The 23,720-nt window shown below is 47.4% G+C and carries 14 protein-coding genes, 2 pseudogenes and 1 riboswitch; of the genes and pseudogenes, 9 read left to right on the top strand and 7 right to left on the bottom strand.

Annotation, left to right across the window (positions count from 1 at the left end):
- Window positions 1-11: 11 nt before the first annotated feature.
- A riboswitch (TPP riboswitch) is annotated at window positions 12-108 on the bottom strand.
- A gap of 91 nt (window positions 109-199) precedes the next feature.
- Window positions 200-472 (bottom strand): Ni(II)/Co(II)-binding transcriptional repressor RcnR, encoded by a 273-nt coding sequence (gene rcnR / locus D9736_RS01815; protein WP_000019944.1) that lies wholly within the window; start codon window positions 470-472, stop codon window positions 200-202.
- Between the two features lie 120 nt (window positions 473-592).
- On the opposite strand from rcnR, the gene D9736_RS01810 reads away from it, so the two are divergent.
- The gene (locus tag D9736_RS01810) at window positions 593-1,414 is read left to right on the top strand and encodes a nickel/cobalt efflux protein RcnA (protein WP_130257547.1); all 822 of its coding nucleotides are present in this window, start codon (window positions 593-595) and stop codon (window positions 1,412-1,414) included.
- Between the two features lie 217 nt (window positions 1,415-1,631).
- Complete coding sequence (rcnB, locus tag D9736_RS01805; RefSeq protein ID WP_000153060.1) at window positions 1,632-1,970, top strand: Ni(II)/Co(II) efflux transporter accessory subunit RcnB; 339 nt, start codon at window positions 1,632-1,634, stop codon at window positions 1,968-1,970.
- 81 nt (window positions 1,971-2,051) lie between these two features.
- Here the strand turns inward: rcnB and D9736_RS01800 are convergent, their stop codons facing one another.
- The 6 genes from D9736_RS01800 to apbC all read right to left on the bottom strand — a co-directional run bounded on the left by D9736_RS01800 (window position 2,052) and on the right by apbC (window position 8,839).
- Window positions 2,052-3,086, bottom strand: coding sequence for a fimbrial protein (locus D9736_RS01800; protein ID WP_130257807.1), 1,035 nt, complete (start codon window positions 3,084-3,086; stop codon window positions 2,052-2,054).
- Window positions 3,087-3,096: 10 nt separating this feature from the next.
- Window positions 3,097-5,577, bottom strand: a complete 2,481-nt coding sequence (locus tag D9736_RS01795; RefSeq protein WP_130257546.1) for a fimbrial biogenesis outer membrane usher protein — start codon at window positions 5,575-5,577, stop codon at window positions 3,097-3,099.
- A gap of 15 nt (window positions 5,578-5,592) precedes the next feature.
- Window positions 5,593-6,267 (bottom strand): fimbria/pilus periplasmic chaperone, encoded by a 675-nt coding sequence (locus tag D9736_RS01790; RefSeq protein WP_130257545.1) that lies wholly within the window; start codon window positions 6,265-6,267, stop codon window positions 5,593-5,595.
- An 87-nt stretch (window positions 6,268-6,354) separates the two neighbouring features.
- Window positions 6,355-6,897 carry a fimbrial protein gene (locus tag D9736_RS01785; protein WP_130217186.1) on the bottom strand — a complete coding sequence of 181 codons (543 nt, stop codon included), beginning with the start codon at window positions 6,895-6,897 and terminating at the stop codon, window positions 6,355-6,357.
- A 291-nt stretch (window positions 6,898-7,188) separates the two neighbouring features.
- Complete coding sequence (locus tag D9736_RS01780) at window positions 7,189-7,470, bottom strand: DUF2574 family protein (protein ID WP_130217184.1); 282 nt, start codon at window positions 7,468-7,470, stop codon at window positions 7,189-7,191.
- Window positions 7,471-7,729: 259 nt separating this feature from the next.
- A complete protein-coding gene (apbC, locus tag D9736_RS01775) occupies window positions 7,730-8,839 on the bottom strand; it encodes an iron-sulfur cluster carrier protein ApbC (RefSeq protein ID WP_130207002.1) in 1,110 nt (369 codons plus the stop codon).
- A gap of 167 nt (window positions 8,840-9,006) precedes the next feature.
- On the opposite strand from apbC, the gene metG reads away from it, so the two are divergent.
- From metG to D9736_RS01745, 7 genes and pseudogenes are all read left to right on the top strand, one after another.
- Complete coding sequence (gene metG, locus D9736_RS01770) at window positions 9,007-11,040, top strand: methionine--tRNA ligase (RefSeq protein ID WP_130257544.1); 2,034 nt, start codon at window positions 9,007-9,009, stop codon at window positions 11,038-11,040.
- A 140-nt stretch (window positions 11,041-11,180) separates the two neighbouring features.
- Window positions 11,181-11,372: pseudogene (locus D9736_RS23825) on the top strand (WGR domain-containing protein); the annotation flags it as partial.
- 2,532 nt (window positions 11,373-13,904) lie between these two features.
- Window positions 13,905-14,981, top strand: a pseudogene (locus tag D9736_RS23820) (DUF4132 domain-containing protein); the annotation flags it as partial.
- A 12-nt stretch (window positions 14,982-14,993) separates the two neighbouring features.
- Window positions 14,994-18,026: a WGR and DUF4132 domain-containing protein gene (locus D9736_RS01760; protein ID WP_130257542.1), complete on the top strand. Its 3,033-nt coding sequence runs from the start codon at window positions 14,994-14,996 to the stop codon at window positions 18,024-18,026.
- Window positions 18,027-18,035: 9 nt separating this feature from the next.
- Window positions 18,036-21,683 (top strand): DUF4132 domain-containing protein, encoded by a 3,648-nt coding sequence (locus D9736_RS01755; protein ID WP_130257541.1) that lies wholly within the window; start codon window positions 18,036-18,038, stop codon window positions 21,681-21,683.
- A gap of 60 nt (window positions 21,684-21,743) precedes the next feature.
- Complete coding sequence (gene yehK / locus D9736_RS01750) at window positions 21,744-22,046, top strand: protein YehK (RefSeq protein ID WP_130257540.1); 303 nt, start codon at window positions 21,744-21,746, stop codon at window positions 22,044-22,046.
- A 575-nt stretch (window positions 22,047-22,621) separates the two neighbouring features.
- Window positions 22,622-23,710 (top strand): MoxR family ATPase, encoded by a 1,089-nt coding sequence (locus D9736_RS01745; RefSeq protein WP_130257539.1) that lies wholly within the window; start codon window positions 22,622-22,624, stop codon window positions 23,708-23,710.
- The last annotated feature ends 10 nt before the right edge of the window (window positions 23,711-23,720 follow it).

The following is a 23,720-nucleotide window of genomic DNA, read 5'->3' as shown; positions in this document are numbered from 1 at the left end:
AGAAGCAATGACCTGATGGTCTGTGACTTCCCTACGCTGGCATTATCCAGATCAGGTGATACGGGTATTTCTCAGCCTTCACGCAGAAGGGCACCCCGAGTCGTTTGGTTGCGATGATAAATCGCAGAGGAGGATGGTAATGTCCAGCGCACGCGTTGTAAACGAGGAAAAACCGCAGTTTTACAATCGCGTTAATAAATTATTTGATATAAGAATCCAGCACCTTCAGAACGACATCCAGATCTTCTTCACGCTTTAATTCATCGCCCTGATGAACAATGTGTTCCGTCAAATGACCTTTAATCACTTCTCGCATCAAGCCGTTTACCGCACCACGGATAGCGGCAATCTGTTGTAGAACAGCAGCACATTCGTGCGGCTCGTCGAGCATTTTCTTGAGCGCAACAACCTGTCCCTGAATCTTACTGGCACGCGCTTTCAGTTTCTGTTTATCACGGATGGTATGAGACATGGCAACACCTGGTTAACAAGATCATGGAAAATCATAGCACTATTAATCTACTGGGGGGTAGTATCATGTACTGGGGGGGAGTAGAATCAGGCCGCCGACTTAATACTAAGAATTATTATCATGACCGAATTTACAACTCTTCTTCAGCAAGGAAACGCCTGGTTTTTCATCCCCAGCGCCATCTTACTTGGTGCACTACATGGTCTGGAGCCAGGACACTCAAAAACGATGATGGCGGCGTTTATCATCGCCATTAAAGGCACCATTAAACAGGCGGTGATGCTTGGACTGGCGGCAACCATTTCGCATACGGCAGTAGTCTGGTTGATTGCTTTTGGTGGGATGGTGATCAGCAAACGCTTTACTGCACAGTCAGCGGAGCCGTGGCTCCAGTTGATTTCCGCAGTGATCATTATTGGCACCGCGTTCTGGATGTTCTGGCGCACCTGGCGAGGTGAACAAAACTGGCTGGAGAATATGCATGAGCACCACCATCATGACCATCATCACGACCACAACCACGAGCATGATCATCATCACGAACATGGTCAGAGCGACGAGTATCAGGATGCTCATGCGCTGGCCCATGCCAGTGACATTAAACGACGCTTTGATGGTAGAGAGGTCACCAACTGGCAAATTTTGCTGTTTGGCTTAACCGGCGGGCTTATCCCCTGCCCTGCGGCAATAACAGTGTTGTTGATTTGCATTCAGTTGAAAGCCCTCACATTGGGTGCAACTCTGGTCGTCAGTTTCAGCATCGGCCTGGCGTTAACGCTGGTCACCGTAGGCGTTGGCGCAGCAATCAGTGTTCAGCAGGTTGCAAAACGCTGGAGTGGATTTAACACTCTCGCTAAACGCGCCCCCTATTTTTCCAGTCTGTTGATTGGTTTAGTCGGGTTGTATATGGGAGTGCATGGCTTGATGGGTATTATGAGATAAAACAATCACCTGGGCTTCGTTATCCCTTTAGCCCAGGATGATTCTTAAATCAGCTTATTCCGCTCGCTTCTCGCTCAATGAGGATGCTTTTGCTGCATCCTTTCATTTACACTTTTTACGAAATCATGGGATCACTAACAAAATATCTCTTGTCGGTTATATTGTATGGCAGGAAAGATATGCGACTGATTTTACTGATCCCCAAAGTGGAGAGTATATGACCATAAAAAATAAGATGTTGCTGGGTGCGCTTTTGCTGGTAACCAGCGCAGCATGGGCCGCACCAGCCACCGCGGGTTCGACCAATGCCTCGGGAATTTCGAAGTATGAGTTAAGCAGTTTCATTGCTGACTTCAAGCATTTCAAACCAGGTGACACCGTACCAGAAATGTACCGTACCGATGAATACAACATTAAGCAGTGGCAGTTGCGTAACCTGCCCGCACCTGACGCCGGAACCCACTGGACCTATATGGGCGGTGCATATGTGCTGATCAATGATACCGACGGAAAAATCATTAAAGCCTACGACGGTGAGATTTTTTACCATCGCTAAAAAAAGCCCCCTCGGAGAGAGGGGGAAATGCAGACACCTTATTATTTTTTATTATTAGCCACTTGCTCGTCTTACTTGTTATTAGTCGTATTTCACGTTGATTAATGCGGTTGCCTGTAGTGCGCCAGATTTTACTTTATTTTTATCATAAACATAGTAACTGGCCAGGACAGGTATATTAATAATATTACTATTTAAAGAAGCCCCGGGTTTATCTGTTTTCCATAATGATGTCGCCGCGCCCTGATCGCCGCTAGCAGAAATTTTGATGGCTGCTTCAGTCCCTTTGGGTGGTTCTTTTAGATCCAACACAAATCCTACACCATTATCTATGTTGCCGCGCAAAATTGTATTGCTTCCTGTAACTAAGTCACTACTGGAAAGATATACGACCATATTCCGCGATGCTTGTTTTGTGTCGCCGAAAAGATTATCACATTTCAACGTAATTATTCCTTCCTTACTATTCGCCGTAATCTTTCCCTGACTTCTGAGTTGGGACAAGGCAATATCATCTACTTTTATTATTGTGTTTTCAGGCTTACAGGTCGTATTTTTAGGATAATAGGAAATACTTAATCCAAGCGTAAATGTATCCCCCGCCAGTTTACTGGTGAGATAACTTACACACCAGTTAATCTTCAATGTCTTACAAATGCTCAACCAAAAGTCAATGGATGAAGATGACTCACCGCCAATATTTGCAATCACAGTATCTGAAAGAAACCAGGTTGGTTTTCTTTCTCCAGTAAAATCAGGTGTGCCTTTAGATATTTTAACCACATAGGGTAATACTGCCTGCGCATTGCTGGATTTCCCAATCGTGTCACTGGTTTTACCTAAAGACTCTATTTTAACCTTTAACTTTTCGCCATTACCAAAAGGCCCGACTTCAACCCAATCACTTTGGATATTTTTATAGACTATTTTATCCGTGCTCGTATCACAAGATATCCCAGTAAACACAACACTTTTACTAAAGGAAACCTCATTCGCTAAAATCTCCCCCACATTAATACTATCAGTAATATTTAATGATGCAGTGGTACGACATCCAGCCCAGGTAAAACTAGCCCATAAAATAAAAATTAGTAACATTCCATTTCTGAAAATCATATTCCACCTCTCACCGACAGATATAATTTTTACTTTCATCAATCTCTTTATCGAAGGTGATTGTGCATGAAAGCCCTTGTTGCTTATCAATTGCCACATTAACCGCTAGCGGTACTTCATTGGTGCGAATAAATAACTGGCTTCCCTGGCCGACAACGCCAATATTATGACCATGGATATCATTGACTTCATAACCAAACGTTAATGGTTGCCCATCCGCTCTTGACGCTTTTATAAACCAGGGCTTGCGCTGATCGGTATCAAAATTAACCAGTACAACCGCGCCGCGATAAGGTGCGGCAATTTTCCGGTTACCGCGCAATTCTGCTTCGCTATCGCTTTGCGATACATCCAGCATCAGGTGATTTTCCCGATAAGGTGTCATTCCGTCGTATACCACCACTCCATTATCGTTTGTTGTGCGATATTTTTGCCCATTGACATAAGCATCTTTAATTCCTGGCGCATTCATCACAGCAAACGTTTCGGAAAGACGGTTCGCCAGATTAACGCCACCCGACCAGGCGACAATGCCCCCTGAAACACTGGCTCCAGCCTGTCGATAAGTACTCGACTGACTATAACTGCCATTCACTGTTGCCACCGGCGCGTTCCAGGTTAAATTCGCTCCAGCTGTCGTTTCATTTCCCTGATGTTGATGACTCAGGTTGACACCATAATTGAACTGATCCCGACTCCCTACTGTTCCTGATAATCCCGTATTATTTGAGGCAAAACCCTGATCATCAAACGTCGTTGAGTTAGACATATATATTTGCCGACGAGGCGTCGTAACGTCATCACCCCAATCAAAGGGAATTGATATAAAAATATTAAAACGTTTCTCTTCATGATGATTCTCGTCATACGCCTGGCTTGCCGCGAGGGTATAGCTTATCCGCCGCCAGTTATTGGAATAACTCAGTTGATAATCTTTACTACTGCCACTGCGCCCCCAGTAATCACGCCATAAAGTACTTAATGACACAGATCCCCAGCCTTCTGGCAATGACTGACTCATATTGGCGGAAAAGCTATTTTTGCGACCAAAATCATTCTGGTAATAATCGGCAATGTCATAGACATCGTTTTTATCACGACGATAATTATCTTTATTATTTGCCCACACATAATCGTTAAACGTGCGGTAATCACGCGACGAATAACGCCAGGCCGCCAGACCAAAACGTGTCGATGTTTGGCTCAAAAATTTGTTATAAGCAATTTGATAACTTTGCCCGTCAAACACATCACCATTGTCTTGTTTACTGTGCGATTTAGTTGCATCGACTGAAATTGCGCCAATGCGCGTGTTCCAACCTGTTCCGAGGGTAAACGCATAGTAATTATTAGCAACCATCGTGCCGCCATACAGCGTCAATAAATTATTAAAACCATACTGATAACCTGCCTGGACAAAATCACTTTGCTTGCTCGCACCTTCAATATGACTACGGCCCGCTGCAAAATCATATTTTGATACGCCAGGTTGCAACATATTAGGTACTGCCGCATAAGGCACCAGATATGTAGTAACTGATCCATCGGCTTCCTTAACACTCACATCAAGATCCGCACCTCCGCCCGCTAACTGCAAATCACTAATCGAAAACGGGCCTGGTGGAACCTCTTTCTGATAAACGACAAAACCGTTCTGTTCAATAGTTACCAACGCGTTACTCTGAGCAATCCCCTGTACCCGTGGGGTAAAATTTTGCTTCGAGTTTGGCAACATCTGCATATCACGAAATAACCGAACCCCGCTGAAGCGAACGGAATCAAATATATCGGCTGACGTGTACATATCACCAATACGCAGCGTACCGAGAATTTGAGAAAATCCACGCTCCAGATACAGTGTGTTGCTTTTCCACTCCCCTGGATTATTATCCGTTTTGCTAAAACTGGCGTCAGAATGCAGCTGCCATCCCAGCAAATTTAGCCCACTGTTAAAACGCACATAGGTACTCTTACTATTACCCGAGGCTTTATAGTCACTGTAATACTGACTTACATAATAAGACGTATAAAACGCATTAATTCCCCGTTCCCAGTTTTCTGGCGGAACGTAACCATTTTCCAGTTCTTCGACCCAGGCCTGTGGGACAGCAAGATCCAAACGAAAAATTCCAATATCCCAGGCGTAGCTTCCACCCTGTACAAGTTGCTCAAATGTTAAGCATTGTTTGTCGCGTGCCAAATTATCGCTATTTATACCTAACCGCTTTACAATTTCACGCGTCAGGCAAGTTTCATCTGGGTTATCTTTTACGATAATCTCATATTTTCCACGCCATTGCTTATTGACATAAATATCAATGTCGTACTGGCCGGGTAAAGGCTGATTATCATCAAGACGCAAATTTGTTACTTGCTCACCTTTCATTCCTCCCATCATAAAATGGGTGTCAAAGGTTTCTTCTGTTGCATGTGCTTCAATGCCGAGCAATAACGCGACTATTGCTGATGCAAGCGGGGTCATTCTCAACATAGGAAGCTCCTGCGATTAAATTTTGTCACTAATATAGTTGCCGTGATCATCGATAATGGTCAGTTGCCAGCCATCCGTATTATTATTTTTCACACTGACATTCTGACTTTCTAGTGGTGCAATCATGATAGTTTCATAATTCACTTTGACGTTATTAGCCTTAACGTCAGAAATCGTTACCCAATTTGGCGAGTCATTTTTTATGACTACGTTATTACCGCTACGACTCACCCGCAATTTTTTAAAGGTCGTTTTATTTACTGGGGCAACACCTACAGGTCGGTAAAACAACTTGATTCTGTTTTGCATGGCAAATTTTAACGCATTCTTTCCTTCATCTTCTGGGCTATTCGGTGGAATATCCAGAACGTTTAGATAGAAAATACTCTCCTTATTAACAGGTAATTTATTAGGCATGATTTTAATTTTTATTTGTTGCCCAGAATTGGCCGCTACTTTCACTACTGGTGGCGTTAACATGAAAGGAACCTGAATCTTTTCTGGCGGCAGAGACGTGTCACCATCATCAATCCATACCTGCACCAGCGAAGAGCGGTTTCCCTGATTCATCAGTTGTACCATGACTTCTTTCTGCTCTGCCGGGTAAATGATACGTGTCCCGAAAATAACCATTCCGGCATACACAGGAAATATCATAGAAGAGATGAGTAAAGATAATAATCCTTTCATCTTAATGCCTCTTATATTTATGCTGACCGCCATGAATATGGCGGCCATTTTAAGTTGCTGAAAAAATAAGGTGATTATTTTAAATGTTTAATCCTGGGCAACACGCATAACCAATGAAGAGTTAACAGTACCAGATGCAACACCACTGTCAGTCAACTTCAGATATTTTGCCTTAAACGGTATGGCATATTGTCCGTCAGCAGTTTTATAACTTTCAATATTAAACGGTGCGGAAATATCCAGTACGTCACTGCTATCCCCTAAATAGAGATAGTATCCAACTGTGTCATTACTACTGGATATTGCCTTATCATTACCAAGAATTTTCTCGTTGGTGATCAATGAAAGTTTTACGCCATCAATAGTCTTCGGACAAGTAATTTTCAGCATACTGCTGGTTACACCAACCGCATCATCATAAGTTGAATATTTCGCTTTACCATCAAATACAGTGGTTGGTACAGTCGGCATATTAATACTGACTGAATCACCACCAGCAACAAATGTACATGGAGATTCAGCAATATTTCCTTTAATGGTTAAAGTTCCGGTGTCGACGTCTTCAGCAAATACACCAGCACTCATAAATACAGAGGACAAGACAGCGGCAGCAATAATTGAACGTTTCATAATGTGTTCCTTAATAGGTTTATTTTGTTTTGTTAAGAGTCTGTATCTCTTGGAAACAAATTTCTCACACCAAAAAGGTTGCTTCAATGTAAACATATTGTTTTATTGATTTAAAACAAATTAACTAATACAATATAATCACAACAAATAATTCCATATAACAAACATATTTGAAACTGATTGATTACCGCAAATTACCGTAAATAACATTTATTAAATAAATAAAAAAGCCAAAATCATTCACGAGAATGATTTTGGCTTTCTAAATATGCTTAAAACGGTGTTGCCAAATTAATCGTAACGATTTAACACGATTTTACGTTTGTCATTATTACCCACAGCAACCACTTCTGTCGTAACGCCTTTTGCAGTAGAAGAAGCGCGATAGTTGGTTTCAACTCGTTGTAACAACCGCCCACAACGTTGCTGAAGATGATTATTAACAACATCCATACTGCATGTAGGGGAACTAATCCTGCCATTGATGGTTAATGTTGCAGTATCAGAAGAGAACGCGGGTGATGCTAGTCCATAAGCAAGAAAAAAAACTCCTGACAACCAATACTTATTCATTGAACGTTATCCCTGTAGTAAAGGTTATGCCGGGTAGATTGAGTGCATAACAAACTATAGCTGTACATCCGCTACACAGCCACGAGGGATGATAAAGAGACAGTGTTTGCACAATCAATCGCCTTTGTACAGTTTCGGACTAAGATCCACTGAATATTCGCAGCATTAAAAAAGGGGTTATTAAGGCTGCAAAAAAATTCACCGCATCAATTTAACATTGATGCGGTGAATGAAGAATAACCAGAAAGGTTAATACGCGTTATACGGCGCGAAAGGCAATCTCGCCAGGGATTACTTCACCCTGCCAGTAGAGTTGGGCTGCAACACGGTCTGCCAGTTGGCGGTAGATAGCGGTAAATTCGCTCTCCGGACGGCTGATAACCGTTGGCGTGCCTTTATCAAGATCTTCGCGTAAGGAGATGTGTAAAGGCATCTGCCCCAGCAGTTGCGTGTGGTATTTCTCTGCCAGTTTCTCTGCGCCGCCAGTGCCGAAAATCGGCTCATGGTGACCACAGTTACTGCAAATATGCACACTCATGTTCTCGACAATACCGAGCACAGGAACTTCGACCTTTTCAAACATCACGATGCCTTTTTTGGCATCAATCAGCGCGATGTCCTGCGGGGTGGTGACCACGACAGCACCGGTCACCGGAATGTTCTGCGCCAGCGTCAGCTGAATGTCACCAGTTCCTGGCGGCATATCAAGCACCAGATAGTCGAGATCCGGCCACAAGGTTTCCTGCAACATCTGCATTAACGCCTTGCTCGCCATCGGGCCACGCCACACCATCGCATTGTCGTCAGTGACCAGATAACCAATTGAATTGGTTGCCAGGCCATGAGACATAATCGGTGCCATATGGGTACCGTCCGGCGAAGTTGGACGCTGATTTTCTGCCCCCAGCATGGTGGGGATTGACGGGCCGTAGATATCGGCATCCAGAATGCCCACTTTCGCCCCTTCCGCCGCCAGCGCCAGCGCCAGGTTTACCGCCGTGGAGGATTTACCCACGCCGCCTTTACCGGAACTGACCGCAATGATGTTCTTCACGCCGTTAATACCCGGCTGATTCTTCACTCGTTTCAGAGTGGCAATGTTATGCGACAGTTTCCAGTCGATAGCTTTCGCCCCGGTGATACGCAGCAATTCGGCGCTACATTGCTCTTTTAACTCTTCAAACGCACTATGCCAGACAAACGGCATAACCAGTTCCACATGCAACGTGTCGTCCATCCAGGCAACATGGTGCAACGCTTTTAGCGTAGTGAGGTTATGCTTGAGGGTTGGGTGCTGAAAATTGGCCAGTGTCCCGGCGACCATTGCGCGCAGGGCTTCTGGTGATTTGGCCTGGGATTGTTCGTTCATCCCGACTCCTTATTTATAAAGATAACTTATCGCTATTAGTTTACCTGAAGTTAACAGCTAAGTACTTACCTAATAATGCATCATAAGATGCTTGCACAGGACTTACGTAACCATGCCCCATTTGGTACTATCTAAGCCCTTTTCACTACAAAGAAGTAATGCCTACTATGACTCAAGTCGCGAAGAAAATTCTGGTAACGTGCGCACTGCCGTACGCCAACGGCTCAATCCACCTCGGCCATATGCTGGAGCACATCCAGGCTGATGTCTGGGTCCGTTACCAGCGAATGCGCGGCCACGAGGTCAACTTCATCTGCGCCGACGATGCCCACGGTACGCCAATCATGCTGAAAGCCCAGCAGCTTGGTATCACACCGGAGCAGATGATTGGCGAAATGAGTCAGGAGCATCAGACTGATTTCGCAGGCTTTAACATTAGCTACGACAATTACCACTCTACGCACAGCGAAGAGAACCGTCAGCTGTCAGAGCTTATATACAGCCGCCTGAAAGAGAACGGTTTTGTTAAAAACCGCACCATCTCTCAGTTGTACGATCCGGAAAAAGGCATGTTCCTGCCGGACCGTTTTGTGAAAGGCACCTGCCCGAAATGTAAAGCACCTGATCAATACGGCGATAACTGTGAAGTCTGCGGCGCAACATATAGCCCGACTGAATTGATCGAACCGAAATCGGTGGTTTCTGGCGCTACGCCGGTAATGCGTGATTCTGAACACTTCTTCTTTGATCTGCCTTCTTTCAGCGAAATGTTGCAGGCATGGACCCGCAGCGGTGCGTTGCAGGAGCAAGTGGCAAATAAAATGCAGGAGTGGTTTGAATCCGGCCTGCAACAGTGGGATATCTCCCGCGACGCGCCGTACTTCGGTTTTGAAATTCCGAACGCGCCGGGCAAATATTTCTACGTCTGGCTGGACGCGCCGATTGGCTATATGGGTTCATTCAAGAATCTGTGCGACAAGCGCGGCAACAGCGTAAGCTTCGATGAATACTGGAAGAAAGATTCCACCGCTGAGCTGTACCACTTCATCGGCAAAGATATTGTTTACTTCCACAGCCTGTTCTGGCCTGCCATGCTGGAAGGTAGCAACTTCCGCAAGCCGACCAACCTGTTTGTTCACGGCTATGTGACGGTGAACGGCGCGAAGATGTCCAAGTCTCGCGGCACCTTTATTAAAGCCAGCACCTGGCTGAATCACTTTGACGCTGACAGCCTGCGCTACTACTACACCGCGAAGCTCTCTTCACGCATCGATGATATTGACCTGAACCTGGAAGATTTCGTTCAGCGTGTGAATGCCGATATCGTTAATAAAGTGGTGAACCTGGCATCCCGTAACGCGGGCTTTATCAACAAGCGTTTTGACGGTGTGCTGGCAAGCGAGCTGGCTGACCCTGAGCTGTACAAAACCTTTACCGATGCCGCTGAAGTGATTGGCGAAGCGTGGGAAAGCCGCGAATTTGGTAAAGCTGTGCGCGAAATCATGGCGCTGGCTGACCTGGCTAACCGCTATGTCGATGAACAGGCTCCGTGGGTAGTCGCAAAACAGGAAGGTCGCGATGCTGACCTGCAGGCGATTTGCTCAATGGGCATCAACCTGTTCCGCGTGCTGATGACTTACCTGAAGCCGGTACTGCCGAAACTGACCGAGCGTGCAGAAGCATTCCTGAATACGGAACTGACCTGGGATGGTATCCAGCTACCGCTGCTTGGCCATAAAGTGAATCCGTTCAAGGCGCTGTATAACCGCATCGACATGAAACAGGTTGAAGCACTGGTGGAAGCATCCAAAGAGGAAGTAAAAGCCACTGCTGCACCAGTTACTGGCCCGCTGGCAGATGATCCGATTCAGGAAACCATCACCTTTGACGACTTCGCCAAAGTTGACCTGCGCGTGGCGCTGATTGAAAACGCAGAGTTTGTTGAAGGTTCTGACAAACTGCTGCGCCTGACGCTGGATCTCGGCGGCGAAAAACGTAATGTCTTCTCCGGCATTCGTTCTGCTTACCCGGATCCGCAGGCACTGATTGGTCGTCACACCATTATGGTGGCCAACCTGGCACCACGTAAAATGCGCTTTGGTATCTCTGAAGGCATGGTGATGGCTGCCGGTCCTGGCGGGAAAGATATCTTCCTGCTAAGCCCGGATGCTGGTGCTAAACCAGGCCATCAGGTGAAATAATCCCCCTTCAAGGCGCTGCATCGACAGCGCCTTTTCTTTATAAATTCCTAAAGTTGTTTTCTTGCGATTTTGTCTCTCTCTAACCCGCATAAATACTGGTAGCATCTGCATTCAACTGGATAAAATTACAGGGATGCAGAATGAGACACTTTATCTATCAGGACGAAAAATCACATAAATTTTGGGCGGTGGAGCAGCAAGGCAACGAGTTGCATATCAGTTGGGGCAAAGTCGGCACCAACGGGCAAAGCCAGGTAAAAAGTTTTGCTGATGCTGCTGCGGCGGCAAAAGCGGAACAGAAGCTGATCGCAGAGAAAACGAAAAAAGGCTATGTGGAAGGCGATTCGGCAAACGTATATATCCCTCCAGTCACCAAAGCCACTCCTGAAGTTAAAACTCCCCCTGTGAGTCAAAATAAACGCCCATGGCTGGCTGATAATGCAGTCATTCCGGTCACTGACGATATTAATCGATTTGCTTTTCCTCATCGCCGCAGGCCAAGAGAAATTAATTATCCGCGCAATAAAGGAGAGATATGGAAGCGTATTGCAGATAACACCAATGCATATGATTTAAAACAATACTACAGTTCTTATCCGGAAAACTGGAAGCAGGCGTTTGCCGAATTACAGTTGCGAATCCGGGATAATCTACAGACAGGGAGTGCGCAGTCTGACGCAGCATTACTCTGGCACTTTAGGAACTCTTACTCTGCAGATGAACTGGTCGATGACTTAGTCATTCGCTGTGGTCTGGAAAGTGCCGTTGAAATTGCCCTTCTCGCTCTTCAACTAAAATATAAATCAGTAAAAGGCGTCGTCACGACCATTATTCCTCCAGCTCACGAAGCAGAAACACTACCGAACTGGCATCAACGTCTATGTCATCATCTTTCACTCGCTTCAGAAGATGAGTGGCAACGCTGTGTAGATAAAGTACTTGCGGCTATTCCCTCGCTCTCCCCCGCACGGCAACCTTTTGCGGCGTTACTGCTCCCTGAACGCCCGGATATCGCCAATGCTATGGCTCTACGCTATGCAGACCAAAACGTTCCGGCGATGACCTGGTTAAGACTGGTGGTAACCGATGACGCCGCTCTGACTACAGCAGAAAAATACGATTTCCCACCGTTATATCGTGATTTTCGCGCTTATCTGGCAATGTTGCTGGCAAATAATGGAATTCGCGGTGCAGGCCGTATACTTACTGAGTTTACGGAAGAGCATTCTGACAATCCCACTTATCTCTTCGAGCGCATCAGCGAGACTGAAGATCTTGTCAAATGGCTATGGAAAACGAATCACCCGGATGCGATTCAAATTCTGGTCCTCGGTGTAATTGGCAAGAAAAAGCACCTGGAATACTTAAGCAAAGCCTGTCAGAAACATCCCGCTGCGGCTATTGCGGCTTATGCTACTTTGCTGGCAATACATGAAGATAAAGACTGGCGTAAAGCGCTTGTCAAACTGGTTACCGTCACACCAGAGTTAGTATGCGACGTCATTCCCTGGGTTAATGCTAAAGCGGCAGACATCTTATCTGAATGTCGTCCTCAGTCAGTAGCTGAAGAATGTGAATATGCCACTGCGGATATGTTGCCGGAGTTATTTGTTTCGCCGCCCTGGATGACCAAAGAGAAAAAGAAAAATACGCCGGTGTTTGATCTTCCTGTGCTTCCAGTTCCTTCTGTTTCGGATATCACTCCAGAGATTGCCAAAAAACTAACCCGTACATACCTTGTCACCCGCTTCCAGCAAATAGCCCAACAGCAGGCAACAAAACAAACATTGTTTACTGACCTGCCGCCGATGGAAAAAGCAAGCTGGGAGACTCACTTAGTCCCCCTTACGCCAGAACAGCAAATTCTGTGGCATCTTGGTTTTGACAAATGGCGGGAGAGCGGAGAAAAAACATACGAAAAAATTCCGGCGCCACAAAGTGCCGTTGATGCCCTGCTACGCTTCGATTTTCCAGCACTCAATGCTGAATTTGCGCAATACCATAACAGTGCTTACAAAAGATGGAATCTCATTGCCCTCTGTTATCTACCTGGTCAACAGGCCATTTCTTTTCTTAACCAGATAGTCAAAGAAGATAACTACTCTGGTGAGGAAAATATTCTGGCAATTTTTGGTCGCGCCGCCATACCTGCATTTATGACCTGTCTGCAACGTAATCCACGACGCCTGTGCTTCTTCACCTTCTTCCTCGGTGTCAGTGAACTGGCCTTACCGATGGCGCAACAGCTACAGAAAAAAATGTCTTATGAAGATGCGCGAAACTGGCTAACTGACTACCCGCGCCATGCTGCCGCCGGGCTACTTCCTGTGGCCTTGGGCAAAAAAGGAAAAGATCGTGATTGTGCCCGCCAGGCGCTTCGTCTGCTGGTGAATTTAAACCAGCGAGAAACGATTGAAGAAATCGCCCGGGGGTATAACCAACCTGATGTTTTAGCTGCGCTGGCAACATTATTTGATAGCGAGCCGCTGGAAGAATATCCCGCTAAAATCGCCCCACTGCCCGGCTTTTATCAGTTCACCTTATGGCGTAGACCACGGCTTAAAAGTAACAACCAGCCTCTGCCAGATGACGCTATGCGCCACCTGGGCACTATGTTGAGCTTTCCACGCGACATTACCCCCTACGCAGGGCTTGCGATCATCAAAGAAACCTTCACCCGCGAATCACTGGCTGAATTTGGCTGGGATCTGTATACCGCCTGGACAGAAGCTGGCGCACCCGCAAAAGAAAACTGGGCATTTACTTCGCTGGGGATTTTAGGCAATGACGACACCGCGCGTAAATTAACCCCACTTATCCGCGCATGGCCGGGTGAATCCCAGCATAAACGCGCGGTTTCCGGGCTGGATGTATTAGCTGATATTGGCAGCGATATTGCACTAATGTTACTTAATGGCATCGCGCGAAAAATTAAATTCGCCGCATTGCAGGAACATGCGAGTGACAAAATCAACATGGTCGCTGAAAACCGTGGGCTGACTATGGCTGAACTGGAAGACCGCCTGGCACCGGATTTAGGACTTGATAGCAGTGGCTCGCTGACACTGGATTTCGGCCCACGTCAATTTACCGTTGGTTTTGACGAAACCTTGAAACCCGTGGTTCGCGACGCAAACGGCAACGTCCTGAAAGATTTACCTAAACCAAACCAGAGCGATGATAAAACACTGGCAACTGACGCCGTTAACCTCTTTAAACAATTGAAGAAAGATGCGCGAGCCATAGCCAGCCAGCAGATTGATCGTCTGGAGCAGGCTATGTGCCAACGCAGACGCTGGACGGCAGAGCAGTTCCGCCTGTTTCTGGTGGAGCATCCGCTGGTACGTCACTTAACCCGACGGCTGTTATGGGGGGTATATACTGAGGAAAACACGCTGATTGCCTGCTTCCGGGTCGCAGAAGACAGCACTTACAGCGATGCGCAGGATGAGCTATTCACGCTGCCAGCAGGAAACATCGGTATTCCGCATGTGCTGGAAATCCCCCCTGAATCCGCCGCTGCATTCAGGCAAATTTACGTTGATTACGAACTGCTTCCCCCTTTCCAACAGCTCGATCGTGATAGTTACCACCTTGCGGACAATGAACGTAATACTCACGTACTGACACGCTGGCAAGGACGACTCTGCCAGGCTGGTCGCATTGTCGGGCTGGAACGCCGAGGTTGGCAACGTCTGGAAGAAAGCGGCAGCGTTTACGCGATGCGCAAATCTACTCCTTATGGCGATCTCGAACTTGAAACGGAACCTTTTTCATTAATTTATGGTGAAACGGGGTATGGCGACCAGCTACCGGTTGAAAGCGTAAAAATCACCTCGCCTGATGATCGCTACGGTAAACAATCCTCACTCACTTTCTCCGCGCTCGACGACATCACCGCCAGCGAGCTGATTAACGATATTGAATCACTGTTTGATTAAAAGGACTTTGCAATGAAAACCTATATTTATCAGGACGAAAAATCACATAAATTCTGGGCGGTAGAGCAGCAGGGAAACGAGTTGCATATTAACTGGGGTAAGGTCGGCACCAACGGGCAAAGCCAGATAAAAAGCTTTGCAGATGCTGCAGCGGCGGAAAAAGCGGAACTGAAGCTGATTGCGGAGAAGGTGAAGAAGGGGTATGTGGAGCAAGTAGACGCTAACGCTCACTCACATGATGCCTCAGCAAAGAAAGTCCTGGTCACAGAGGAAAAAGCCTCAATAAATCACCAGGCAGCAACTAATGGTTTACCCTGGCTGGCAGACAACGATCCCATTATTCTTCCCCCGAATATTGCCCGCCATGCCCTCAGCCACCGCCTTTGGCCGGGAGAGCCAGTAAAAAAACCAACCAAACCCGAGAAACAAAATTTAATTTCCCGATTGGCAAATCGTACTTATCATTATTATAAAAATCTGACTTTCGATTACAGCTCATGCTCTGATGAATGGGCTGATGCGATTAGCCAGGCAATCAGCTTAATTAAGGCCCAAAAGACTGAGATACCCGCGCGTACTATGGCGGTACTTACTTTTCTGGAAATATGTTTTTGTCAGGGCTGGAATGATGAAACCTCATCCGAGTTGCTGGATGAAATTGTAAGCACCTTCGGTATCGAATACGCAACTGAAACTGTCATCTTCTGGTGGCAAATTGATTTCGATTTTGACTATAAAGATGAACATTTGACTTTCTTTATTAATTATGCAGATAGCAGCAAGGACAGTTATAGAAGGAATAACGACAAATTTAGTTTACGTCTGCGTAAACATTTATCACTAGCAGAAGAAGAAGTATGGCAAAATTGCATTGCAAAATTACTCGTTGCGTTACCAGATATATCACTCTATCGCCAACCGTTAATTGCCATTTTAATGCCAGAAATACCCGAAGTGGCCCATGAGATCGTACATCGTTTACACCAGGTCGCAGATGTTCCACAACTTGAAATGTTGAAACTGGTAGCGACAGATCCATTCACGCTCGAAATACTGGAGAACTATCAATACATTGATGTATTTAACACCTATGGTGCCAGTTGGTCAGCTACGGTATTACGGGAGCAAGGTATAGCGGCACTGGCTCGCCTGGCTCTCTATGCTGAAGAAGATAATTGCGGTGACGTACTGAAATGTATTAATCATCCGTTGGCCATTACGGCACTCATCGAAGCCGCCGATACTAATAAACGCTGTTATGAACGACTAATAAAAAGTGCCGAAAATTTTCCTTCTGCCACGATAGCGGCATTAGCCGAAGCATTGGTAAAAAAAGATGATAAACGCAAACATACGTTGCTGGTTTCATTACTTAATGCAAATCCTTTATTGGTCGAAAAATTAGTCATCGGATTATCGTCGCAAGCGGCAAATTTATTGCAACAATGTCAGCAATTGCTGAATAGTCGCAATGAAGATTTTGCAAACTCAGAAATTCTACCAATGGTACTAGTCTCGCAGCCCAGGGAAACTCAAAATAAAAATAACGACAACAGTCCTGTGGGTAAATACCCGGCGAAAATCCCCCCTTTACCGTTGTTTTATCAACCTCCATTATGGACTCGCCCGAAACTCAAAAATAGCAGCAAGGTACTGCCAGATAGCGCCCTCCTCCACCTCGGCGAAATGCTCCGCTTCCCTCAGGAAGAGGCTCTGTATCCGGGATTATTGCAGGTGAAAGATGCCTGTACCGCCGACTCTCTGGCTGAATTTGCCTGGGATCTGTTTACCGCCTGGCTGACTGCGGGAGCTCCGTCGAAAGAGAGCTGGGCGTTCAGTGCGTTAGGTGTTCTCGGCAACGATGACACCGCCCGCAAACTGACGCCATTAATCCGCGCCTGGCCTGGTGAATCCCAGCATAAACGCGCCACCGTTGGGTTGGATATTCTCGCTGCTATCGGCAGCGATATCGCCCTGATGCAGCTTAACGGCATCGCCCAGAAACTGAAATTCAAAGCATTACAGGAGCGGGCAAAAGAAAAAATTGTCAACATTGCCGAGAGCCGCGAACTCACGGTGGCGGAGCTTGAAGATCGGTTAGCACCGGATCTCGGTCTGGATGATAACGGTTCGTTGCTGCTGGATTTCGGCCCACGCCAGTTCACCGTCAGCTTTGATGAAACCTTAAAACCGTTTGTGCGTGACGCTTCCGGCAGTCGTCTGAAAGACCTGCCCAAACCAAACAAAAGCGATGATGAATCACAGGCGAACGATGCTGTTAACCGCTACAAATTGCTGAAAAAAGATGCGCGTACCGTTGCTGCCCAGCAGGTAGCAAGGCTGGAATCCGCCATGTGCCTTCGTCGCCGCTGGTCGGCTGAAAACTTTCAGCTCTTCCTGGTTGAGCATCCGCTGGTCCGCCACTTAACCCGCCGTCTGATTTGGGGCGTTTATAGCACCGAAAACCAGCTACTGGCGTGCTTCCGCGTGGCGGAAGATAACAGCTACAGCACCGCTGACGATGACCTCTTCACCTTACCGGAAGGCGATATCTCTATTGGTATTCCTCACGTTCTGGAGATATCACCGACGGATGCCGCCGCCTTTGGGCAGCTTTTTGCCGACTATGAACTGTTACCGCCGTTCCGCCAGCTCGACCGTAACAGTTACGCCCTGACAGAAACCGAGCGCAATGCCAGCGAATTGACCCGCTGGGCAGGCAGAAAATGCCCGAGCGGTCGGGTCATGGGACTGGCGAATAAAGGTTGGGTGCGTGGTGAACCGCAGGATGGTGGCTGGATCGGCTGGATGATCAAACCTCTGGGCCGCTGGTCGTTAATCATGGAAATCGATGAAGGCTTTGCAGTTGGTATGTCGCCAGCCGAACTTAGCGCCGAGCAACTCTTAAGCAAGCTGTGGCTATGGGAAGGCAAAGCAGAAAGCTATGGCTGGGGAAGTAATTCAACACAGGAAGCACAGTTCTTCGTGCTCGATGCCATCACCGCCAGCGAGTTGATTAACGATATTGAAGCTCTGTTTGAATAAGGAAAGAGCATGGACAAGGAATTACCGTGGCTGGCGGATAACGCCCAAGTGGAACTGAAATATAAAAAAGGCAAAACACCACTCAGCCATCGCAATTGGCCGGGCGAACCAGTGCCTGTTATCACTGAAAGCATCATTCAGACACTGGGTGATGAATTGCTACAAAAAGCTGAGAAGAAAAAAAACATTGTCTGGCGTTATGAAAATTTTTCACTGGAGTGGCAGTCCGCCATTACGCAGGCCATCAACTTGATCGGCGAACACAAACCCTCAGTCCCGGCCCGCACAATGGCGGCGCTAGCCTGTATCGCGCAAAATGACAGCCAACAGTTGCTCGACGAAATCGTCCAACAAGAGGGGCTGGAATATGCGACTGAGGTGGTGATTGCACGCCAGTTTATTGCACGGTGTTATGAGAGTGATCCTCTGGTAGTCACATTGCAGTATCAGAACGAGGACTATGGCTATGGTTATCGCTCAGAAACCTATAACGAATTCGATCTCCGACTGCGTAAACACCTCTCTCTGGCAGAGGAAAGCTGCTGGCAGCGTTGCGCCGACAAACTCATTGCCGCACTGCCAGGAATAACCAAAGTTCGCCGCCCTTTTATTGCGCTGATCCTCCCCGAAAAACCAGAAATCGCCAATGAGTTGGTAAGCCTTGAATGCCCGCGGACTCATTTTCATTCTAAGGAGTGGTTAAAAGTTGTTGCTACTGACCCCAAAGCGGTGAGAAAACTCGAACGCTACTGGAGCCAGGATATATTTAGCGATCGAGAAGCCAGCTACATGTCGCATGAAAACCACTTCGGCTACGCGGCCTGCGCTGCCCTTTTGCGCGAACAAGGACTGGCAGCCGTTCCGCGCCTCGCGATATATGCCCATAAAGAAGATTGCGGCAGTCTGTTGGTACAAATTAACCATCCGCAAGTCATCCGCACCTTGCTGTTAGTTGCTGATAAAAACAAACCCAGCCTGCAACGTGTGGCTAAATACAGTAAAAACTTCCCCCATGCGACGCTCGCTGCACTGGCAGAACTGCTGGCGTTAAAAGAACCACCAGCCCGCCCAGGTTATCCAATCATCGAAGACAAAAAGCTGCCTGCACAGCAAAAAGTTCGAGATGAGTTCTGGCATACGCTGTTACAAACGCTGATGGCATCGCAGCCACAACTGGCAGAAGACGTCATGCCGTGGTTAAGTACTCAAGCCAGGGCAGAGCTGAAGAGTTATTTATCGGCACCGCCCAAACTAGTTATTGATGGCACCCCTAACAGCCAAATGCCTGAAATCCTCGTTTCACCACCATGGCGTGGGAGAAAGAAAAAGACTTCCATACCTCACTTTTCGCTGCCTGATCTTACGCTTGCACCACAAACGTACAGGTCGCCGAATAAACACTGGACGCCGGAACAGCAAACTGCAATTGACCATTTTAGCGCCATGTCTTTTGACGAACGTCTTGCTAAGAGAGGAGCGGATATCTTCTTGCGGAAATTAGGTTTTGACGTTCATAGCCTGGAATTTAATAAGCGTCTTCTTAATGGACAGTTGGATGCCTTTGATGCTCAGCAACTGCAAGAATACACATCAATAGGACTATTGCGTACTTATCACGCGCATCAGGCCAAATCTAAACAGTACCGGGAAGAAGCCACCAAATCATTACTGGCACAAGATAGCATTGCGTTGATGGAAGGGTGGCGAACTTTTCAGTACGGATTTTACTATGGTAATGAACAGCGTTGGGGGATTTGGAATCTGTACCTTATCGCGCAGATGCCGCGCGAAATGGCGGTATCGTGCTGGCAACAAATTGTCGAGGCTGATTTTCATTACACCGGGGGGGAATATCTGTTAAGTGTGCTGGGTACCGATGCTTTGCCTGGATTAAACACCGCCTTTGCCCGACATCCAAAAGAGATATTTCCGCTGCTGATTCATTTTGGCGCAACAGAACTGGCCCTGCCCGTTGCCCGCGTCTGGCACCGTTTTGCGGGCCAGCGTAATCTGGCTCGCCAGTGGATTTTACAATGGCCGGAACATACGGCTTCTGCACTTATCCCTCTTGTCTTTACCAAACCCAGCGATATTAGCGAAGCCGCATTACTTGCCCTGCGTTTACTGTACGAACAGGGACATGGCGAATTGCTGCAAACTGTGGCAAACCGCTGGCAACGCGCTGATGTATGGCCTGCCCTGGAGCATTTACTTAAACAGAGTCCAATAGAGATTTACCCAGCACGCATTCCAAAAGCTCCTGATTTCTGGCATCCGACAATGTGGTCCAGGCCGCGCCTTATCACGAATAATCAGCCTGTTACCGATGACGCTCTGGAAATTATCGGCGAAATGCTGCGCTTTACCCAGGGTGGACGTTTTTATAGCGGGCTGGAACAACTGAAAACGTTCTGCCAACCGCAAACGCTGGCCACTTTTGCCTGGGATCTCTTCACCGCATGGCAACAAGCTGGCGCCCCCGCAAAAGACAACTGGGCATTTCTGGCGTTAAGTCTCTTTGGCGACGAAAGCACGGCACGGGATCTGACGACACAGATCCTCGCCTGGCCACAAGAAGGCAAATCTGCCCGTGCTGTCAGTGGTCTGAATATACTCACCCTGATGAATAATGATATGGCGCTGATACAGCTGCATCATATATCGCAACGGGCGAAATCCCGCCCCTTACGTGATAACGCGGCGGAATTCCTTCAGGTGGTCGCAGAAAATCGCGGGCTAAGCCAGGAAGAGTTAGCGGACAAATTAGTCCCAACCTTGGGCCTTGATGATCCGCAGGCGTTGATTTTTGATTTTGGTCCCCGGCAATTTACCGTTCGCTTCGATGAAAACCTCAACCCGGTTATCTACGATCAGCAAAACGCTCGCCAGAAAAGTGTTCCCCGGTTGCGCGCCGATGACGATCAACTGAAAGCGCCCGAGGCACTGGCCCGATTAAAAGGGCTAAAAAAAGATGCCACTCAGGTGAGCAAAAACCTGCTCCCGCGTCTTGAAACTGCCCTTCGCACCACCCGACGCTGGTCGCTGGCAGATTTTCATTCTCTCTTTGTTAATCATCCATTTACTCGCCTGGTTACCCAGCGACTGATATGGGGCGTTTATCTGGCAAATGAACCGCGACGTTTACTCAACGCCTTTCGTGTGGCCGCAGAGGGGGAATTCTGCAATGCACAAGATGAGCCAATTGACCTGCCTGCGGACGCTCTGATTGGCATTGCCCACCCGTTAGAAATGACAGCAGAAATGCGCAGTGAATTTGCACAGCTTTTTGCCGATTACGAAATTATGCCGCCTTTTCGCCAGTTGGCGCGGCGCACGGTACTGCTCACACCTGACGAGTCAACCAGTAACAGCCTGACTCGCTGGGAAGGTAAATCCGCTACCGTTGGGCAACTTATGGGAATGCGATACAAAGGCTGGGAGTCAGGCTATGAGGACGCATTTGTCTATGACCTGGGCGAGTACCGGCTGGTCCTTAAGTTTTCACCCGGTTTTAACCACTACAATGTTGATAGCAAAGCGCTAATGAGCTTCCGTTCTCTTCGGGTTTACCGTGACAATAAATCCGTCACTTTTGCCGAACTTGATGTGTTTGATTTGAGTGAGGCGTTAAGCGCACCTGACGTCATTTTCCATTAAAACACAGCGGGCAGTGATGCGACTGCCCGTTATCAACACGACTTACAACCGGGAAAAGCGATGATCGTGCCAAAAGAGCTGGTCGCTATTTACGATTATGAGGTCCCTGTACCTGAAGATCCGTTTTCCTTCAGTCTTGATATCCATAAATGCTCTGAATTATTTACAGGTTCTGTCTATCGACTGGAACGATTCCGGCTACTTCCAACATTTAATGATGCCGACCCGCTAATAAATGATGCGTTGATTTATATAAGAGATGAGTGTATTGATGAGCGAAAATTACGAGGTGAATCACCTGAAACGGTAATAGCAATTTTTAATCGCGAACTACAGAATATATTCAACCAAGAAATAGAATAATAGTTTATTAAAGGGGGAAACGGTATTCCCCCTTAAATGCGTTTCAATTTGCCCGTTACTTCAACAAATCAATCAACCGTAACAGAGCCACTAATAGCTCCAGTACGGCAATGAGCACGGTTAACTTTTGTGTCAGCGTGTCCATCCGCTCTCCTTATTAAGGAGCGCAACACCAGCACCTTACCCTTACACTGCCTGTCGATACTGGTTTACGTATGTTGGTACGAAACGTTGCTCTCCGGATCAGGGCACCGCCTGCGGCACCACCCGTCCGGCAGCCAGGACTTAAAATTGGTCCGATCCGGCACAACCTCCCAACGGGCAGGATTATAAATCTCACTCACTGAATTGCAATGGAGTGTGGATATGGTTATAATTTATTCGTTGGTACGAAATGTTGCACAATCAGCAAGTTAGCGTCATTGTAGTAAATAAAAGAACCTGCCTCACCAGCAGGTTTTTTTATTTACTGTGATCTGCTTTCCAGATATTTTCCGCCCAAACAACTAATGCGCCAAACATTTATTGCGCGTAAAATATCGTTTATTTCATTAATACATTTCAGGGATGAATATATGTCACCGCAGAATAATCATCTGCAGCGTCCGCCTGCTGCTGTGTTATACGCCGATGAACTGGCAAAATTAAAACAAAATGATAACGCCCCATGTCCGCCCGGTTGGCAGTTAAGTTTGCCTGCGGCCCGTGCTTTTATCCTTGGCGATAGCGCGCAAAATATTAGCCGTAAAGTCGTGATTAGTCCCTCCGCTGTCGAACGTATGTTAGTCACTCTTGCCACCGGACGCGGTTTGATGTTGGTGGGGGAACCAGGCACCGCAAAATCTCTCCTGTCTGAATTACTGGCAACCGCTATTAGCGGCGATGCCGGGTTAACCATTCAGGGCGGCGCATCTACCACCGAAGATCAAATCAAGTACGGCTGGAACTACGCCCTGCTTATCAACCATGGTCCGTCAACGGAAGCGCTGGTCCCAGCCCCGCTTTACCAGGGAATGCGCGACGGCAAAATTGTCCGTTTTGAAGAGATAACGCGTACACCGCTGGAAGTGCAAGACTGTCTGTTAGGTATGCTTTCTGACCGGGTTATGACGGTGCCGGAACTCACCGGTGAAGCCAGTCAGCTCTATGCGCGAGAAGGCTTTAATATTATTGCCACTGCCAATACCCGCGATCGCGGCGTCAATGAGATGAGTGCCGCGCTAAAGCGTCGCTTCGATTTTGAAACTGTCTTTCCGATTATGGATTTCGCCCAGGAGCTGGAACTGGTCGCCAGTGCTTCGGCGCGTTTGCTGGTCCATAGCGGTATTCCGCATAAAGTGCCTGACGCGGTACTGGAGTTACTGGTACGCACCTTCCGCGATCTGCGTGCCAACGGCGAAAAGAAAACGTCAATGGATACACTGACAGCGATAATGTCCACCGCTGAAGCCGTGAACGTGGCCCACGCTGTGGGCGTCCGCGCCTGGTTTTTAGCGAATCGCGCAGGTGAGCCTGCCGATCTGGTGGACTGTATTGCCGGAACCATCGTCAAAGATAACGAAGAAGATCGCGCTCGTCTGCGCCGTTACTTCGAACAGCGTGTCGCCACACATAAAGAAGCTCACTGGCAGGCTTATTATCAAGCCCGCCACCGCCTGCCGTGAGGAAAGATGC

Source organism: Escherichia sp. E10V10 (genome assembly GCF_004211985.1).
In the GTDB taxonomy this organism is placed as follows: Bacteria; Pseudomonadota; Gammaproteobacteria; order Enterobacterales; family Enterobacteriaceae; genus Escherichia.
This window is presented reverse-complemented; position numbering and strand designations above follow the sequence as displayed.

What these genes read in the sequence shown, in the direction of transcription:
- rcnR (WP_000019944.1), bottom strand. Translation starts at nt 472, where the DNA reads ATGTCTCATACCATCCGTGATAAACAGAAACTGAAAGCGCGTGCCAGT.
- D9736_RS01810 (WP_130257547.1), top strand. Translation starts at nt 593, where the DNA reads ATGACCGAATTTACAACTCTTCTTCAGCAAGGAAACGCCTGGTTTTTC.
- rcnB (WP_000153060.1), top strand. Translation starts at nt 1,632, where the DNA reads ATGACCATAAAAAATAAGATGTTGCTGGGTGCGCTTTTGCTGGTAACC.
- D9736_RS01800 (WP_130257807.1), bottom strand. Translation starts at nt 3,086, where the DNA reads ATGATTTTCAGAAATGGAATGTTACTAATTTTTATTTTATGGGCTAGT.
- D9736_RS01795 (WP_130257546.1), bottom strand. Translation starts at nt 5,577, where the DNA reads ATGTTGAGAATGACCCCGCTTGCATCAGCAATAGTCGCGTTATTGCTC.
- D9736_RS01790 (WP_130257545.1), bottom strand. Translation starts at nt 6,267, where the DNA reads ATGAAAGGATTATTATCTTTACTCATCTCTTCTATGATATTTCCTGTG.
- D9736_RS01785 (WP_130217186.1), bottom strand. Translation starts at nt 6,897, where the DNA reads ATGAAACGTTCAATTATTGCTGCCGCTGTCTTGTCCTCTGTATTTATG.
- D9736_RS01780 (WP_130217184.1), bottom strand. Translation starts at nt 7,470, where the DNA reads ATGAATAAGTATTGGTTGTCAGGAGTTTTTTTTCTTGCTTATGGACTA.
- apbC (WP_130207002.1), bottom strand. Translation starts at nt 8,839, where the DNA reads ATGAACGAACAATCCCAGGCCAAATCACCAGAAGCCCTGCGCGCAATG.
- metG (WP_130257544.1), top strand. Translation starts at nt 9,007, where the DNA reads ATGACTCAAGTCGCGAAGAAAATTCTGGTAACGTGCGCACTGCCGTAC.
- D9736_RS01760 (WP_130257542.1), top strand. Translation starts at nt 14,994, where the DNA reads ATGAAAACCTATATTTATCAGGACGAAAAATCACATAAATTCTGGGCG.
- D9736_RS01755 (WP_130257541.1), top strand. Translation starts at nt 18,036, where the DNA reads ATGGACAAGGAATTACCGTGGCTGGCGGATAACGCCCAAGTGGAACTG.
- yehK (WP_130257540.1), top strand. Translation starts at nt 21,744, where the DNA reads ATGATCGTGCCAAAAGAGCTGGTCGCTATTTACGATTATGAGGTCCCT.
- D9736_RS01745 (WP_130257539.1), top strand. Translation starts at nt 22,622, where the DNA reads ATGTCACCGCAGAATAATCATCTGCAGCGTCCGCCTGCTGCTGTGTTA.